The sequence below is a fragment of the Nonomuraea sp. NPDC003214 genome (assembly GCF_053590035.1).
Map to the genome: position 1 here is coordinate 227,038 of NZ_JBSFSX010000002.1, position 17,008 is coordinate 244,045.

A 17,008-nucleotide genomic window follows, 5' to 3' on the forward strand; every position below is an offset into this window, starting at 1 on the left:
TTTCCCTTACCAGGTCATCCCTTGTTGTTTGACCGCTTTCGTGTTGATATTGAGCGGTCCTTTTCGTTTGACCTGGAATGAGTGCACATGAAGAAGGTTGTGGTTCACAAGCCGGGCACCGTCAAGCTGACCGGAGCGGCGACTCCGAAGCACGCGGCCTAACCTCCTCCATGGCAGAGGGCCGGCGCATTGCGGTGGATGCGCCGGCCCATTCTCTTGGCGGACGGGGAAATTGCACGAGATCACGCTTGACGCGCACCGCGGCCTGCTCGGCCCCTACACCATGGCGGCCGGGCTGGCCGCGGCGCTGGTTCCAGGAGCGGCGCCGGAGCTGGCCGCCGCCCACGACATAGAGCTCAGGGCCGTCGCGCCCATGCTGAACCTGCCGGTCAGACGGTCCTCGCTGGCCGACCGGCTGCCGCAGGAGGAGCGGATCCTCATCCCGGCGCCCCTGCGCACGCTCCGGCTGGCGAACGGGGTGGCGGAGTTCGTACGCGATCATCTGGAGGCGGCGGGGCCGCTGAAGCTGCGGGTGGTCAACGTCGCCGAAGCGGACCCGACCGATATCGAGTTGCTGGCGGTGTTGGAGCGGCGGGTGCCGGCGCTCACCGTGGTCCGCGAGGAGCACGGGCCGCCGCATCCGGGGCCCGTCCACCGGCTCGGGCCGGAGCTCGACCGCTACCGCAACGAGGGCTTCCACCACGCGATGGCCGAGGCCGGGGCCGCGCTGCTGCCCGGGCTGCCGGAAGGCGGCGACGAGTGGTGGACGCTGCTGCACCGCACCACGACCGCGCTGGCCGCGCTCGAACGCGAGGACGAGGCCCGCGACCTGCTGGACCTGGCCCGCCGGGTCGGCCACGACCCCAAGAACCTCGCCACGGCGGCGTACGCGACCGCGATGCTGCTCGTCAGGCACCACGATCCGGCCCGGCGCGACCCGGCCGAGGCGATGGAGTGGATCGACCGGGCGGTGGCGCTGGCGGGCAGCCTGGCCGATCCCCGGGAGCGGGCGTTCCACCTGGGCTTCGACCTGAACGGCAAGGCGCTGGTGTCGGTGCGGCTGGGCCGGTTCGCGCAGGCGCTGGAGCTGGTGGAGGAGGCGCTGGCGCTGGGGGAGCGGGAGCTCGCCCCGGCCCACCCGATCCACCGGCTGGTGCTGCACGCCAACCGGGCGCAGCTCATGGCGCAGGCGGGGCGCACCGACGAGGCGCTGATCGGCTACGGCACGGCGATCGCGATGGACCCCGGCTACCCGGACTACTACCTGGACCGGGGCAACCTGCTGCACAAGCTGGGCCGCGTCGCCGAGGCGCTGGCCGACTACGAGAGCGCGATGCGGCTCGGGCCGCCGTTCCCGGAGCCGTACTACAACCGGGCGGAGATCCGCTTCGCGGCGGGCGACCTCGCCGGGGCACGCGCCGACCTGGACCACGCGCTGGAGCTGGACCCGGGGTTCGGTCCCGCGTACGTGAACCGGGCGGGCATCCTGGCCGGGCTGGGGGAGTACGAGGCGGCGCAGGCCGACGTGGCGCGCGGGCTGGCGGCCGACCCGGGCAACGCGCACCTGCTGGCCGTGCTCGGGCAGGTGGAGGCGGCGCGGGGCAGGCCGGAGGAGGCGCTGGCGGCCTACGACAAGGCGCTGGCGGCCGATCCCGGGCTGGCGGCCGCGTGGGCGGGGCGCGGGGAGCTGGCGTTCGAGCGCGGCGAGCACCATCAAGCGGTCGCCGACCTCACCCGGGCGCTGGAGCTCGGCGAGACGGCCGAGCTGCTGTTCAACCGGGCGGTGGCGCACCGGGCGGCGGGCCGGGCCGAGCAGGCCAGGCAGGACCTGCTGCGGGCCAGGGAGCTGGCGCCGGGCGACGAGGACATCGAGCGGGCGCTGGCCGGGGAGTGACGCTCAGGAGGACTGGCGGTGGGTGCCGATCGGGACGACGAGCGGGGTGCCCGCCACCGGGTCCGGGATGACCTTGGCGTCCAGCTCGAACACCTCGCGCAGCAGCTCCTCGGTGAGCACCTCGTGCGGCTCCCCGGCGGCGATCACCCGGCCGCCGCGCATCGCCACCAGGCGGTCGGCGTAGCGGGCGGCCAGGTTGAGGTCGTGCAGGACCATGACGATGGTCCGGCCCGAAGCGTGGTGCAGCCGCCGGACCAGCTCCAGCACCTCGACCTGGTGGGCCAGGTCCAGGAACGTCGTCGGCTCGTCGAGCAGCAGCAGGTCGGTGCCCTGGGCCAGCGCCATCGAGATCCACGCCCGCTGCCGCTGCCCGCCGGACAGCTCGTCCAGCGGCCGTTCGGCCAGGTCGGCCAGGCCCGTCATGGTCAGCGCCTCGGCCACCGCCGACTCGTCGTCCGTCGACCACTGGCGGTACCAGGTCTGGTGCGGGTGCCTGCCCCGGGCGACCAGGTCGGCGACGGTCAGCCCTTCGGGCGCGGTCGGCGCCTGGGGGAGCACGCCGAGGACCTTGGCCACCTCGCGGGTGGGGATGCGGTCGATGCGCTTGCCGTCGAGCAGCACCTCGCCGCCCTGCGGCTTGAGCAGGCGGCCCAGGGCGCGCAGCAGGGTGGACTTGCCGCACCCGTTGGGGCCGATGATCGTGGTCACGGTGCCCGCCTCGATGCCGAGGTCGAGGCCGTCGACGATGGTGCGGTCGCCGTAGCCGAGCTTGACGGCGGCGGCCTGGAGCCTCATTTCCTCGCCCTCCAGATGAGGTGGATCAGGTACGGGGCGCCGAGGACGGCGGTGACGACGCCGACCGGCAGTTCGACCGGCGCGAACAGGGTGCGGGCGAGCAGGTCGGCGGCGGTGATGAGCACCGCGCCCACGGCGGCCGACGACAGCAGCGGCGGCTGGGCCGACCTGGTGAGGCGCAGCGCGATCTGCGGCGCGGCCAGCGCCACGAACGCGATGGGCCCGGCCGAGGCGGTGGCCACGGCGGCGAGCAGCACGGCGGCCAGGATCATGGCGGCGCGGGCGCGGTTCATGCGGAGGCCGAGCGCGGTCACCGTGTCGTCGCCGAACCGCAGCGCGTTCAGCGACCGGGTGCCGGTCAGGGCCAGGGGCACGAGCACGGCCAGCGCGACGGCCACGGGCTGGACGTGCTCCCAGCCCCGGCCGTGGAGCGAGCCGCTGATCCACACCATCGCGCGGCCGGTGTCGTTGACGTCGCCGACGGTGAGCAGCCAGAACTTCACGTTGGTGAACACGGCGGCCACGCCGATGCCGACGAGGACCAGGCGGTAGCCGTCGAGGCCGCGCCGCCAGGCGAGCCCGTAGACGATGACGGCGCCGATCAGGCCGCCGAGCAGGGCGAGCGCGGGGACGCCGAGGCTGGTGAGCAGGCCGCTGGTGCCGCCGTAGGCGCTGCCGCTGGCGACGACCCCGGCGACGACGAGCACGGAGGCGCCGTTGGTGACGCCGAGGATCTCCGGGCTGGCGAGCGGGTTGCGGGCGATGGACTGGATGATCGCGCCGGACAGCGCGAGGGCCGCGCCGACCAGCGCCCCGGTGAGCGCGCGGGGCAGGCGCAGCTCCATGATGACGAAGTGGGCCGGGTCGGCCGGGTCGAAGGTGGCGGCGAGCACCTGGGCGACCGTCAGCTCGATGTCGCCCATGCGCATGCTCAGCGCCATGAGCAGGGCGAGCAGCGCCAGCCCGGCGGTCGTCACGACCACGCCGCGCGGCCTGATCCGCCACGACAGGCCGCCGAGGCGCAGCGGGATCGAGGTCACAGGCGCACCGGCTTCCTGCGCCGGACGAGCGCGACGAAGAAGGGGGCGCCGATGAGCGCGAGCACCACGCCGACCTCCAGCTCGCCGGGCGGCGCCACGACCCGGCCGACGACGTCGGCGAGGAGCACCAGCGCGGCTCCGAGCAGCCCCGAGTACGGGATCAGCCAGCGGTGGTCGGTGCCGGACAGCGCCCTGGCCAGGTGCGGGACGATGAGCCCGACGAACGCGAGCGCGCCGCAGGCGGCCACGGCGGCGCCGGACAGCAGGGTGACGGCGGCGACGCCGACGGTGCGGGTCAGGGCGATGTGCTGGCCGAGGCTGCGGGCGACGTCCTCGCCCAGCGACAGCGCGTTGAGGCCGGGCGCGTTGATCATGGCCAGCACCAGCCCGGCGGCGATGAACGGCAGCACCTGCCAGACCACGTCGGGGCCGCGCGCGGCGATCGAGCCCGCCTGCCAGAACCGGAAGACGTCCATCGCCTGCTCGTCCAGCAGCACGAGGGCCGAGGTGAGGGCGTACAGGAAAGCGCTGACGGCGGTGCCCGCCAGGGCGAGCGTCACGGGGGTCGGCCCGCCGCGCCCGCCGACCATGCCGAGGGCGAACACGCCGACGCTGGCGACGAGCGCGCCGGCCAGGCCGAACCAGATGTAGGCGAGCAGGCTGGAGGCGCCCAGCCACATGATCGAGGCCACCATGGCGAACGCCGCGCCCTGGGTGACGCCGAGCAGGCCGGGGTCGGCGAGCGGGTTGCGGGTGTGGCCCTGCATGAGCGCGCCCGCGACGCCGAGCGCGAGCCCGGACAGCACGCCGAGCGCGGTCCTGGGCACGCGCAGGGAGCGGATGATGATGTCGCTCTCGGTGTCGGCAGGGGCGGTCAGCGCGTGCCAGGCGTCGAGCGGCGCCACGGACCGGGAGCCGATCGTGATGCTCAGCACCACCCCGGCGAGCACGGCCGCCGCCAGGACGGCGAGGACGGTGATCCGGCGGTGACGGATGCCGTGCAGGCGCGGCGCCACGGCGGTCGCACTCACCCGTCCTCCTCCGAAGTTGCCTGACCCTGGTGCAGTATGCCAGCTTAGGCAGGGCTAACCTAATTTAGGTTTGCCTTACTTGATCGTCGAAAGGGTTCCGATGAGATCGTTGCGCGCGCTGGTGGGCGCCGTCCTGGTGGCCGGGCTGGCCGCCTGCGGTGCGAGCGAGCCTGCGGCCACCACGCAGAAGGCCGCCGAGCCGTTCCGCACCATCAAGCACGCGATGGGCGAGACCGTCATCCCCACCCAGCCCAAGCGGGTCGTCGCGCTCGACCAGAGCTTCGTCGACGCCGTGCTCACGCTGGAGACGCCCGTGGTGGGCTACACCACCTACCGGGCCATCGACGACAAGCTGCCCGACTACCTGGGGCCGGCCCTGGCGGAGTACGGCAAGGAGGCCACCTCCGTCGGCACGCTGGAGCAGCCGAGCCTGGAGAAGGTCATGGCGCTCAAGCCCGACCTGATCGTCTCGGCCAAGGTCCGCCACGAGGCCCTGTACGACAAGCTCTCCAAGATCGCCCCGACCGTCTTCAGCGAGACGACCGGCGCCATCTGGAAGGACAACCTGCGCCTCGTCGGGCAGGCCCTCGGCAAGGAGGACCTCGCCGACACCAGGATCAAGGAGTACGAGGACCGCGCCGGCAAGATCGGCGCCGCGATCAAGGAGAAGGACGGGAAGCTGCCGACGGTCTCGGTCGTGCGGTTCGCCGGTGAGCCCACCGCCCGCCTCTACGTGGAGAACTCCTACTCCGGCCTGGTGCTGAAGGACGTCGGCTTCCCCCGCCCGGAGGGCCAGCCGAGCACCACGGAGACGATCATGGTGGAGATCAGCGAGGAGCGGATCGCGGACGTGGACGCCGACCACATCTTCGTCGCCACCTACCCGGACCCGACGGCCGACGGGCCCAAGGCCAAGTTCACCGGAAACCCGCTGTGGGGCAAGCTCAAGGGCGTCAAGCACGAGGTCAGCGACCTGACGTGGATGAGCGCCGTGGGGCTCCAGGGCGCTCACAGCATGCTCGACGACCTGGCCGGCTTCTTCAAGGTGGACCCGGCCAAGGCGTGACGGCCTAGCTGGGCAGGAACGCGCGCAGGTCGGCCAGGTGGGGCTCGATGTCGAGGCCCTGGCCGGCCAGCCACGCGGGGTCGCCGTACGTGCCCCGGTAGCGGTCGCCGCTGTCGCAGATCAGCGTGACGACGCTGCCCCGCTCACCGGCCTCGCGCATCTCCCTGATGAGCTCCACGCAGGCGGCCACGTTGGTCCCGCTGGAGCCGCCCACGTCGCGGCCGGTGACCTCGCGCACCCAGTGCATGGCCGCGATCGAGCGGGCGTCGGGCACGGCGACCATCCGGTCGATGACCGTCGGCTGGAACGACGGCTCGACGCGCGGCCGCCCGATGCCCTCGATGCGCGAGCCGGGCGCGGTGGCCGCGCCGTCGCCCGACACCCAGCTCGGGTAGAACGCCGAGCCCTCCGGGTCGACGACGGCCAGCCGGGTGGCGTGACATCGGTAGCGGATGTAGCGGCCGATCGTCGAGGAGGTGCCGCCGGTGCCCGCGCCGACCACGATCCAGGCGGGCTCCGGGTACGGCTCCATCGCCATCTGGTTGTAGATCGACTCGGCGATGTTGTTGTTGCCGCGCCAGTCGGTGGCCCGCTCGGCGTAGGTGAACTGGTCCATGAAGTGGCCGCCGGTCTCGGCCGCCAGCCGCCGGGACTCGGCGTAGATCGTGCCGGGGTCGCTGACCAGATGGCACTTGCCGCCGTGGAACTCGATCAGGTGGATCTTCTCCGGCGACGTGGACGCGGGCATGACCGCGATGAACGGCAGGCCGAGCAGCCGGGCGAAGTACGCCTCGCTCACGGCGGTGGAGCCGCTGGACGCCTCGACGATGGTGGTGCGGGGGCCGATCCAGCCGTTCGCCAGCCCGTACAGGAAAAGTGAGCGAGCCAGCCGGTGTTTCAGTGAACCGGTGGGGTGCACCGACTCGTCTTTCAGATAGAGGTTTACCCCCCAGTGCGAGGGCAGCGGAAAGACGTGCAGGTGAGTATCGCAACTACGGTTGGCGTCGGCCTCCACCTTGCGGATGGCCTCCGCCACCCACGACCGAGTCCCCGAGTCATGCCGGTCCAGGTATTCCATGGCCCATACGCTATCCCATGTGAAGCTGGCCACACTTTGCGGAAAATTGAGGGGATAGTGTTATGATTATGAAATCTGTCCGGCCGTGGACGTGATGACGCACGCCGCGAGCAGATGGACTGTTCACCCCGCTGACCAGTGCGGAAGCCCTAACGCGGCCCTTACGAGGGGCCTGGGAGCATGGAATCGCTGTCAGACGGCTGGATGCCGACGGGGGATAGCGCAAGGGGGAATGAATTGATCACCATGACCGATGAGCAGCGTCAGGACTGGTTCGAGCGCGACGTCGTGCCCGTCACGTCGCAGCTGTTCGCCTCCGCCATGCGTCTGACCCGCAACACCGCCGACGCCGAGGACCTCGTGCAGGAGACCGTGGCCAAGGCCTACACCTCCTATCACCAGTTCCGTGAGGGCACCAACCTCAAGGCCTGGCTGCACCGGATCCTCACCAACAACTTCATCAACGAATATCGCAAGAAGCAGCGTTCACCGAAGTTGTCGGCGGCCGAGGACATCGAGGACTGGCAGTTGCACGCCGCCGAGTCCCACACCTCGACGGGTCTGCGCTCGGCCGAGAACGAGGCGCTCGACCGGCTGCCCGACAACGTGGTGATGAACGCGCTGCGCTCGCTGCCCGAGGACTTCCGGGTCGCCGTCTACCTCGCCGACGTCGAAGGCTTCCCGTACAAGGAGATCGCCGACCGGATGGGCACGCCCATCGGCACCGTCATGTCCCGGCTGCACCGGGGCCGTCGCCAGCTCCGCGGCATGCTGGAGGACTACGTGCGCGAGGAGGGGGCCGTGCGGCTGCCCGCCCAGCGCGCGGCCTGACCCTCAGGGGCGCAGCCGCATGTGCAGGCGGACGCGGAGCATCCCGTCGTCCGCCCGCAGCTCGACGAGGTCGCAGAGCTGACGACTGATCCAGAGCCCGTATCCCCGCAGGGATCCGGGCTCTGGTGGTATATAGCCGGGCAAGGGGTCCTCCAGCGGGCCGCCGGGGTCGCTGATCTCACAGACGACGCCCCTGCCGCCCCTCCACATCCTGATCAGGCCGTGGCCCGGCCCGTGCTCGACGCTGTTGGCGGCGATCTCCGACACGCTCAGCACCAGCGAGGCGACCAGGTCGCGGTCCATGCCGGCGGCCCCGGCGTAGCCCGCCACCTCGTGCCTGAGCTCCTTGAGCCGGTCGGCGGTGAACGGCACCGAGCGCACCCGGCCGGTCGGCTCCGGGAGAGGGCCGCGGTCGCCGTTGAGCACCAGCTCGTCCGGCCTGACGTAGCGCGGGCTGGGCCGCTCGCCGCCGGGGCCGAGGATCACCGGGTGGGTCGTCTCCGCGTGACGCAGCACGTCCGCGGGCGCCGTACGCACGTCGTAGAAGCAGAGCGCGCGGGTGGGGACGCCGGACAGCGCGGTGTTGAGCACCGACTCGTAGCGGATCCACTCGCGCGTCTCGATCTCGCCCAGACCCGCCCAGACCGGCTCGCCGACCAGCAGCGTGGGCCTGCCGTGCGCGTAGTCGTAGCAGCTCGCCAGCGTGCGCTGCGGATGGTCGTACCAGGAGCCGGAGTCGCGGCGGTCGACCTCGCGCCAGTCGTCGCCCAGGGCCTCGGCCAGCAGCGACAGCAGCGCCGGGCGGGTGACGACCAGCACCCGCCTGCCGCCGGCCAGCGCCTTCCGGACGCGCGGGACGGCCAGGTCGAGAAAACCCTCATCGGAGCCGTACGGCACGGCCACGTGCTGCGACGGCTCGCCGGAGGAGGGGGCCCGGTCGTGGGGCACGGGCGAAACGTAACAAGGGCGTGGCGGCTACGCAACGGCTATGAGCGCGACCGCACCCAGCGCGCATGCCACGCCGGTGAGCTGGATCGCCCGCAGCCGCTCCCCGAGCACCTGCCTGGCCAGCAGGAGCGTGCTGGCCGGGTAGAGCGAGACGAGCACCGCCACCAGGCTGAGCAGGCCGTGCTGCTTGGCCAGCAGGTAGAGCACGTTGGCGGCCATGTCGAGCACCCCGGCGGCGACGATCACGCCGAGCGAGCCCGAGCTGGGCCGCAGCGTCCGCCGCAGCGCCAGCGCGAGCAGGACCACCACCGCGATCGACGAGGCCCGAGCGCCCACCAGCGGCCACAACCCGGCCTCGTGCGGGGCCATCGCGAGCAGGATGTAGAAGCCGCCGAACCCGGCGCCGGCCGCCAGCGACGTCAGCACCGCGGCGGACGAGCCCTTCCCGCCCGCCGTCCGCTCCTGGCTGATGAGCACCACCGAGCCGAGCGCCAGCGCGATGCCCGCCAGCGCCAGCACCTCCGGGCGCTCGCCGGTCGCCAGCCCGAACGCCACGGGCAGGGCCGCCGACGTGACCGCGGTCGTGGGCGCCACCACGGACATCACGCCGGTGGCCAGCGAGCGGTAGAAGAGCACCAGGCCCGCCGCCCCCGACAGCCCCGCCGCCAGGCCCCAGGCCAGCGCGCCGCCGCTGAGCAGGCCGGGCAGCGCCGGGAGCAGCACCAGCACGAGCGCCAGGCCCGCCACCTGGGAGAGCACGACGACGGACAGCACGCGCGAGCGTCGCGTGGCCAGCCCGCCGAAGAAGTCGGCCGTGCCGTACACCACCGCGCAGGCGGTCGCCAGGATCACCGCGGTCACGTCTTGCCTTCCTGCGAAAGTTCAATGGAGTGGACGTCTAGTACAACACATAGAGTGCACCACAGTGCAAATCCTTTCCACTACACTGCACTCGTGCAGGATCCTGAGATGATCAACCAGGCGATCGCCACCAACGTGCGCGCCCAGCGCACCCATCGGGGGCTCACGCTCGACGCGCTGGCCGCCAGGTCAGGCGTCAGCCGCGGCATGCTGGTCCAGGTCGAGCAGGGCCGCACCAACCCGAGCGTGTCCACGCTGACCCGGATCGCCTCCGCGCTCGGCGTGACCGTGGCCAGGCTCGTCGAGGTGGGCGACGTGCCGATGGTGCGGATCGTCGAGCCGGCCGACGCCGTGACCTTCCACCAGGGCGACGTGCGGGCCAAGCTGCTCGTGGGCGCCGACTCGCCGATGATCCTGGAGCTGTGGGACTGGCGGCTGGCCCCCGGCGAGCACCACGACGGCGACGCGCACCCGGCGGGCACCCGCGAGATGCTGACCGTGCTGGAGGGCGAGCTGACGCTGACCGTGCACAGCCGCGACCACGTCATCGTGGCCGACGGCGCGGTGCTCTTCACCGCCGACCGCCCCCACCGCTACTCCAACCAGGGCGATCGGGAGCTCAGGTTCGTCATGGTCGTGGCCGAGCCGCGCGACGTGGGAGACCAGTGACGCCGAAACGTCGCCATCTGGGCACCGATCCGGCTGGATGTGGCATAAGGGTGGCGCGTCGCTACCAGGAACTACGGGCTGATATCCGATCCTGGTGGGACGACCTGGCTGAGGACGTGCGGGGGGATCTGGGCCGGGTGTTTTGGTAACCCTCCGTTCCGGTGGTTTCGGGGGGATATATGCGGGCTTGCGTGGTTTTGCTGGCCTTGGCGGTTCTTCCAGCGGGGGCCGGATGTGACGCCGCCCCCGCCCCCAAACCCCCCGAAGCCGTCCCCGCGCCGCCGTCGCTCGCCGTCGCCCCCGAATCGCTCGTCAAACGGCTGGAGGCCATGCAGCCCGCCTGGCCCAGACAGCCCGACTGCACCCACGACAAGTGCGTCGCCCTCACCTTCGACGACGGGCCCGGCGAACACACCGGCAGGCTCCTCGACATCCTGCGGGAGAAAGGCGCCAAAGCCACGTTCTTCGTCGTCGGCCAGATGGTCGCCGCCGCACACGGAGCCGCCACCGTACGCCGCATCGTCGCCGAAGGCCACGAACTGGGCAACCACTCCTGGAGCCACCCCATGCTCACCGGCCTGTCCGGGCAGCGGCTCGCCCACGAGATCGGCCACACCGGCGACCTGGTCCGGCGCATCACCGGCGTGCGCATGCGCGTCATGCGACCGCCGTACGGGGCGACCGACCGCGCCGTCGCCGAACAGACCCGCCGACGCGGGCTCGCCCAGATCCTCTGGAACGTCGACACCTTCGACTGGCGCGACCGGGTGCCCGCCCTCGTCGCCAAACGCGGCGCCCACGTACGGCCCGGGTCCATCGTGCTCATGCACGACATCCACCCCACGACCGTCAAGGCCGTGCCCCGGCTGCTCGACACCCTCGACCACCGCGGCTACTCGTTCGTGACCGTGACCGAACTGTACGGCGACCGGCTGCGCCCCGGCCGCAGGTACGAGCAGCTACGCCGCCGCTGAAACCGTCGGTGCCGCATGGGAGGCTGGTCACATGGGTTTCACCGGCTTCCCCGACGAGGCTTTTCTCTTCTACGAGGGGCTGGAGGCGGACAATTCGAAGACCTACTTCACCCGGCACAAGGCGCTCTACGAAGAGGCCGTACGGGCCCCCATGCTGGCGCTCGTGGAGGAGCTCGGGCCCGAGTTCGGCGAGGCGCACCTGTTCCGGCCCTACCGTGACGTGCGCTTCTCCAAGGACAAGACGCCCTACAAGGTCCACCAGGGCGCCTTCGTCGACCTCCTGCCCGCCATCGGCCTCTACGTCGAGATCAGCGCCGCCGGGCTCTTCGTCGCCGGCGGCCTCTACTCCCAGGCCGCCGACCAGCTCGCCCGCTACCGCGCCGCCGTCGCCGAGCCCCTGACCGGCAAGCCCCTCGACGGCATCGTCGAAACCCTGCGCGCCGGAGGCTACGAGATCGGCGGCGACCGGCTCAAGACCCGGCCGCGCGACTACCCGGCCGACCACCCCCGCATCGACCTCCTGCGCCACCGGACCCTCTACGCCGGCCGCCGCCACGACCCCGAGCCCTGGATCCACACGGCCGACGTCCTGGGGCACGTCCAGCGCTCCTGGCGCGCCTTCGGCCCCCTGGTCGACTGGCTCTGCGCCCACGTCCACACCACCACCCTCCCCCGCCGCTGACCCCAGCCGCACGGACACCCCGATGCGGCAACGCCCCCAGCGAGGGCGGCCTCTCGCGCGCCTGGCCTGCGGGGCACGCGGGTCAGGGGAGGCAGCGCACCGCACGCCGTCGGGTCGCCAGGGGCCAGGCAGCCCCACCGGGGGCCGGCCCCTCCCGCGCCCGCCCCGCGCCTTCGGGGTGGGGGCACGCGGGTCTGGGGAGGCGGCGCGCCGCACGCCGTCGGGGTCGCCAGGGGCACCCTCTGGGGAAGCGCCGCCTCCCACGCGCGCCTGGCCCACGCCTCCGGGGAGGGGGCGGGTCTGGGGAGGCCCGCGCCTCCCGGGCGGGGCAGGCGGCGGCGCGTGCCCCCGTACGCCGGTTGGGTCGGGAGGGCCCCGCCTCCCGGGAAGCGTCGGGTCTGAAGGAGAGCCCTCGGGAGACGGTCGCCCGGGCTCAGGGGCGTTGGGAGGTTTCCTGGTCGCCGCGGAGGATGCGGTCGACGGTCTGGCCGGCTGCCTGGGTGGCGGCCGTGGTGACGGCGGCGATGACGATGGCCAGCAGCGGCGTCGCCAGGCTGCGGAGGCTGCGGATGTTGCGGACGCGCCCCCACGGCTCCCCGGCGAGGTGCATGAGCCGCCACTCCCAGTAGAGCCCCAGCCCGATGCACACCAGCGCGACCTCGCCCACGACGATGGCCACGACCTGGAGCTTGGCGTCGGGCCCGATGTCGGGTTCGACCAGGGCCGACAGGTAGCCGGACAGCTCGGTGACGAGGGCGGCGGCCATGAGGTGGAGGGCCTTGGTCATGGGCTGGGTGCCGCGCACCCGCGAGTAGAAGTAGCCGAACACGAACCCGTAGGCGGGCAACGCGATCAGCGACCGGGCCTCGAAGACGAAGCTGCTCAGGTCGAGCCCGGTCGGCAGCCCGTACACGAACAGGAACGGCAGGCTGAGCAGGAGGCTGACGACGAAGGCGTGGACGCCGTTGTGCCAGGGGGTGCATCCGGCGGAGGTGGCGAAGGCGGTCTCGGGGTGGCCGCCGTGGCGGTGGAGGGCGGTTTCGAGGGCGCGGCGCTGCTGGTCGAAGTCGTCCATGGACAGGTCGCCGTTGCCGAGTTTGCCGCGGCCGATCCGGTAGAGCTCCTGTTCGGCGACGAGCAGGAGGCGCCGGTGGAGCGCGGTGCGGATGAGGTGGCGGTGCGCGGCCTGGTCGGCGGGTTCGACGATGGAGGGGTGGGGCCGGTCGAGCAGCCAGAGGGCGGTCACCCAGGCGATGAGGGAGGTGATGGAGAGCATGGGCAGCGGCACGTTGATGTCGGCGATGGTGGCGCTGCCGCGGGGCGTCAGGTAGACGACCATGAGGCAGATGATGACGGTGGCCTGCGCGGTGTGGGAGGCGGCGCCCTCGACCGTGGCGCCGAGCCGTTTGAGGCGGAGCACGAGCAGCAGGAAGCCGAGCAGGAGCAGCCCCATGACGCCGCGGACGAGCGGGGTGAGCTGGAGGTCGCCGATGCTGGGGACCCGCTGTCCGGGCACGGCGCGGCTCCACGATCCGGCGTCGAGCCATTCGGTGGGCCAGCCCTGGACGAGGAGGCTGACGACGACGGCGACGACGACGGCGCCGCGGGTCCAGCGTTTGGTGGCGACGGCGACGGCGGCGACGGGGATGAGCGCCCAGCCGAAGGCGAGGACGAGCCTGACGCTGTCGGGCGGGTAGGCGCCGGTGATCATGGCCTTGACCCACAGGGCCAGTGCCAGCAGTCCGATGGCGGCGCCGGCGGCGAGCGCGGCGAGGCGGATGATGACGATGCGTACGCCGAGGTCGACGCTGAACGCCACGGCAGATCCGGCGGCCGTGACCGCCGCGAGGGCGCCGCCGGCCAGCAGGGTGTGGCCGGGGAGCTGGCCGTACAGGTAGGACCAGGAGAGCATGCCGATCGCGACGAGCACGCCGACGCCGGTGGCGCCGAGGACGTCGTGGGACGTCCAGCGGGGGCTGGTGGGCAGGATGCGGCTGGCGTGGCGGACGGCGAGCGCGGGCACGACGCCGAAGAGGATCACGTACGCGGGCACCGTCCAGCCTCCGGCGAGGACGGGCACGATCAGCAGGGGGGCGCAGAGCGCGAGCCCGGCGACGAGCTCGCGGTTGGGCGGGCGCAGCCACCAGCCGGTGCCGAGCGCCCGCAGCAGCATGCCGGCGAGCACGACGGCGGTGAGCAGGCCGAGCGCGGTCTCCCAGGAGAAGTCGTCCTCTTCGGGCACGTCGGGGAAGCCGTAGGAGTCCTGGGCGAGGGTGAGGCTGACGGGGTAGAGGCCGACGGTGAACTCCAGCCGCTTGGCCTCCTCACGGTCGGGCCTGATCGACACGGCGCGGGCCACGGTCCAGTCGCCGGGCAGCACGGTGACCTTGCGGTAGACGATGAGCAGGGGCCGGGCGGTGGGCGCGTTGAAGTCGATCTGCACCAGTTCGCCGGGTTCGACCTGCCGGAGCAGGGTGACGGTGAAGCGGACGGTGGTGCGGCCGCCGGCGGTGGTGAGGACGGGGGCCAGGCGGCGGGCGGGCGTCAGCGTGGTGCCGCTGACCTTGATCGCGCCGAATCCGTCGTCGGTGAAGCGCTGCATGTCCTGGGGGAAGCCGTCGCCGCGGCGCAGCGTCTCGGCGAGGGTGTCGGACTCGTCCATCTGGAGCCGGTGCGTGATCGTGACCTTGAGCTGCCGGCGGCGTTCGTCGAGCCGGCCTTCGGGGACGGGGCCGAGGTCGTCGGGGCCGGCTCTGGCGAGGATCACCTCGGTGGCGGCCTGCCGGCCGCGTTCGACGGCGGGCGCGGCGGCGGACAGGTCCCACGGGTCGGTCGCCGCTGTGGAGAGCGGCGGCTCAAGCCCGGGTACGGGGCCGGCCACCACCGTGCACCAGGCAACGGCCCCGACCGAAATCGCGGCCAGCCCGAACGCGATGACCGCCCGGATCCTCTCCACAGTTTGGATGATTCACGCGGTTGGCCGGATGTTCCATCTCATACGGTAACGGTGTGATTACAGCTGCTTCGGTCTTGACAAAGGTCCGTATTTGTCCCGCCCAAATGAGAAATCTCTCTAGTCAACCGACGTGGTTAGCTAGAGAGATTTCATGGGGAAATCAATGTTTCCCCATGTCCCGGGCCGGTCAAGCCCGAAGTCAATGCGACTGTCAAGCGCGCTTGGCGCGGGCCGCGGCACGGCCACGGGTCGCGGCGTCGAGCACCACCTTGCGGATACGGACCGCGTCGGGGGTGATTTCCACGCACTCGTCCTCGCGGATGAACTCCAGCGCCTGCTCCAGCGACAGGACGCGCGGCGGGATCACCTTCTCCGTCTCCTCGCTCGTGGAGGAGCGCATGTTGGTGAGCTTCTTCTCCTTGGTGATGTTCACGTCCATGTCGTCGGAGCGCGAGTTCTCGCCGACGATCATGCCCTCGTAGACCTCGGTGGTCGGCGACACGAACAGCGTGCCCCGCTCCTGGAGGTTGAGCATCGCGAACGCGGTGACGGGGCCGGACCGGTCGGCCACCAGCGAGCCGTTGTTGCGCGTGCGCAGCTCGCCGAACCACGGCTCGTAGGAGTCGAACACGTGGTGCACCAGGCCGGTGCCGCGCGTCTCGGTGAGGAACTCGGTGCGGAACCCGATCAGGCCGCGCGCCGGCACCACGAACTCCATCCGGATCCAGCCGGTGCCGTGGTTGGTCATGTGCTCCATGCGGCCCTTGCGGACGGCCAGGAGCTGGGTGACCGCGCCGAGGTAGTCCTCGGGGCAGTCGACGGTCAGACGCTCGACCGGCTCGTGCACCTTGCCGTCGATGACCTTGGTGACGACCTGCGGCTTGCCGACGGTCAGCTCGTAGCCCTCGCGGCGCATCTGCTCGACCAGGATGGCCAGCGCCAGCTCGCCACGGCCCTGCACCTCCCAGGCATCGGGCCGCTCGGTGGGCAGCACGCGCAGGGAGACGTTGCCGACGAGCTCCTTCTCCAGGCGGTCCTTGACCATGCGGGCGGTGACCTTCGAGCCCTTGACCTTGCCGACGAGCGGCGAGGTGTTGGTGCCGATGGTCATCGAGATGGCCGGCTCGTCGACGGTGATGAGCGGGAGCGGGCGCGGGTCGTCGGGGTCGGCCAGCGTCTCACCGATCATGATCTCCGGGATGCCCGCGATGGCGATGATGTCGCCGGGCCCGGCCTCCTCGGCGGGCTTGCGCTCCAGCGCCTCGGTCATCAGCAGCTCGGTGATCTTGACCTTCTGGATCGAGCCGTCGGTGCGGCACCAGGCCACCTGCTGACCCTTGCGCATCACGCCCTGGTGGATCCGGCACAGCGCGATGCGGCCCAGGTAGGAGGACGCGTCGAGGTTGGTGACGTGCGCCTGCAGCGGCGCGGCCGGGTCGTAGGTGGGCGCCGGGATCGTCGACTTGATGATGTCGAACAGCGGCTCGAGGTCGGTGGAGTCGGGCATGCCGCCGTCCTCGGGACGCGCCAGCGACGCCCGCCCCGCCTTCGCGGAGGCGTACACGATCGGGAAGTCGATCTGGTCCTCGGTCGCGTCGAGGTCCATGAAGAGCTCGTAGACCTCGTCCACGACCTCCTTGATGCGCGCGTCGGGCCGGTCGACCTTGTTGATGCACAGGATGACCGGCATCTTGGCCGACAGCGCCTTGCGCAGCACGAACCGGGTCTGCGGCAGCGGCCCCTCGGAGGCGTCGACCAGCAGCACCACGCCGTCGACCATCGACAGGCCGCGCTCGACCTCGCCGCCGAAGTCGGCGTGGCCCGGCGTGTCGATGATGTTGATGGTCATCCCGCCGTGCTGGACGGCGGTGTTCTTCGCGAGAATGGTGATGCCCTTCTCGCGTTCGAGGTCGTTGGAGTCCATGACGCGGTCATCGACATCCTGATTCGCGCGGAATGCCCCGGACTGCCAGAGCATGGCGTCGACGAGCGTGGTCTTGCCATGGTCGACGTGCGCGATGATCGCGATGTTCCGCAGGTCGTCGCGGCTGTTCAAAGGCATGATGAGGTCTCGCTCTGTGTTCGTGGAGGCGGCCGCGCGATGTCGCGACCTTATAAGTCTAGTTGATCCCCTCGAATGGCAAGAGCAGGACCACCTGACGGGCGGGCGTACACATGGTGAT

General features: G+C 71.6%; 14 protein-coding genes. 6 read left to right on the plus strand and 8 right to left on the minus strand.

Annotated elements, in window-relative coordinates:
- Window positions 1–232: 232 nt before the first annotated feature.
- Window positions 233–1,894 carry a tetratricopeptide repeat protein gene (locus tag ACWDXC_RS06000; RefSeq protein WP_449978529.1) on the plus strand — a complete coding sequence of 554 codons (1,662 nt, stop codon included), beginning with the start codon at window positions 233–235 and terminating at the stop codon, window positions 1,892–1,894.
- Between the two features lie 3 nt (window positions 1,895–1,897).
- On the opposite strand, the gene ACWDXC_RS06005 is transcribed toward ACWDXC_RS06000, so the two are convergent.
- From ACWDXC_RS06005 to ACWDXC_RS06015, 3 genes are read right to left on the minus strand one after another with little or no spacing between them, the layout of a single operon-like run.
- Window positions 1,898–2,689, minus strand: a complete 792-nt coding sequence (locus ACWDXC_RS06005; protein WP_219507001.1) for an ABC transporter ATP-binding protein — start codon at window positions 2,687–2,689, stop codon at window positions 1,898–1,900.
- Entirely contained in the window at window positions 2,686–3,729 is a 1,044-nt protein-coding gene (locus ACWDXC_RS06010) for a FecCD family ABC transporter permease (RefSeq protein WP_308125828.1), read from the minus strand. Before ACWDXC_RS06010 ends, ACWDXC_RS06005 begins: the two co-directional genes overlap by 4 nt.
- Entirely contained in the window at window positions 3,726–4,760 is a 1,035-nt protein-coding gene (locus ACWDXC_RS06015) for a FecCD family ABC transporter permease (protein ID WP_449978534.1), read from the minus strand. Before ACWDXC_RS06015 ends, ACWDXC_RS06010 begins: the two co-directional genes overlap by 4 nt.
- A 100-nt stretch (window positions 4,761–4,860) precedes the next feature.
- On the opposite strand from ACWDXC_RS06015, the gene ACWDXC_RS06020 reads away from it, so the two are divergent.
- Window positions 4,861–5,826: an ABC transporter substrate-binding protein gene (locus tag ACWDXC_RS06020; protein WP_449978537.1), complete on the plus strand. Its 966-nt coding sequence runs from the start codon at window positions 4,861–4,863 to the stop codon at window positions 5,824–5,826.
- A gap of 4 nt (window positions 5,827–5,830) precedes the next feature.
- Here the strand turns inward: ACWDXC_RS06020 and ACWDXC_RS06025 are convergent, their stop codons facing one another.
- A complete protein-coding gene (locus ACWDXC_RS06025; protein WP_449978540.1) occupies window positions 5,831–6,904 on the minus strand; it encodes a PLP-dependent cysteine synthase family protein in 1,074 nt (357 codons plus the stop codon).
- Window positions 6,905–7,150: 246 nt separating this feature from the next.
- Between ACWDXC_RS06025 and ACWDXC_RS06030 the strand changes: the two genes are divergently transcribed.
- A complete protein-coding gene (locus tag ACWDXC_RS06030) occupies window positions 7,151–7,735 on the plus strand; it encodes a sigma-70 family RNA polymerase sigma factor (protein WP_449978543.1) in 585 nt (194 codons plus the stop codon).
- A gap of 3 nt (window positions 7,736–7,738) precedes the next feature.
- Here the strand turns inward: ACWDXC_RS06030 and ACWDXC_RS06035 are convergent, their stop codons facing one another.
- Together ACWDXC_RS06035 and ACWDXC_RS06040 are read right to left on the minus strand one after the other, a co-directional pair.
- Entirely contained in the window at window positions 7,739–8,683 is a 945-nt protein-coding gene (locus ACWDXC_RS06035; RefSeq protein WP_449978546.1) for an anti-sigma factor RsbA family regulatory protein, read from the minus strand.
- 27 nt (window positions 8,684–8,710) lie between these two features.
- Entirely contained in the window at window positions 8,711–9,544 is an 834-nt protein-coding gene (locus ACWDXC_RS06040) for an EamA family transporter (RefSeq protein WP_449978549.1), read from the minus strand.
- A gap of 93 nt (window positions 9,545–9,637) precedes the next feature.
- On the opposite strand from ACWDXC_RS06040, the gene ACWDXC_RS06045 reads away from it, so the two are divergent.
- From ACWDXC_RS06045 to ACWDXC_RS06055, 3 genes are all read left to right on the plus strand, one after another.
- Window positions 9,638–10,213 (plus strand): helix-turn-helix domain-containing protein, encoded by a 576-nt coding sequence (locus ACWDXC_RS06045; protein WP_219506993.1) that lies wholly within the window; start codon window positions 9,638–9,640, stop codon window positions 10,211–10,213.
- Window positions 10,214–10,419: 206 nt separating this feature from the next.
- Window positions 10,420–11,187 carry a polysaccharide deacetylase family protein gene (locus ACWDXC_RS06050; RefSeq protein WP_449978552.1) on the plus strand — a complete coding sequence of 256 codons (768 nt, stop codon included), beginning with the start codon at window positions 10,420–10,422 and terminating at the stop codon, window positions 11,185–11,187.
- 31 nt (window positions 11,188–11,218) lie between these two features.
- Window positions 11,219–11,869: a DUF2461 domain-containing protein gene (locus ACWDXC_RS06055; protein ID WP_449978554.1), complete on the plus strand. Its 651-nt coding sequence runs from the start codon at window positions 11,219–11,221 to the stop codon at window positions 11,867–11,869.
- Window positions 11,870–12,302: 433 nt separating this feature from the next.
- On the opposite strand, the gene ACWDXC_RS06060 is transcribed toward ACWDXC_RS06055, so the two are convergent.
- Both ACWDXC_RS06060 and typA read right to left on the minus strand, forming a co-directional pair.
- Window positions 12,303–14,825: a hypothetical protein gene (locus tag ACWDXC_RS06060; RefSeq protein ID WP_449978557.1), complete on the minus strand. Its 2,523-nt coding sequence runs from the start codon at window positions 14,823–14,825 to the stop codon at window positions 12,303–12,305.
- Window positions 14,826–15,036: 211 nt separating this feature from the next.
- Complete coding sequence (typA, locus tag ACWDXC_RS06065; protein WP_219506987.1) at window positions 15,037–16,887, minus strand: translational GTPase TypA; 1,851 nt, start codon at window positions 16,885–16,887, stop codon at window positions 15,037–15,039.
- Between the last annotated feature and the right edge of the window lie 121 nt (window positions 16,888–17,008).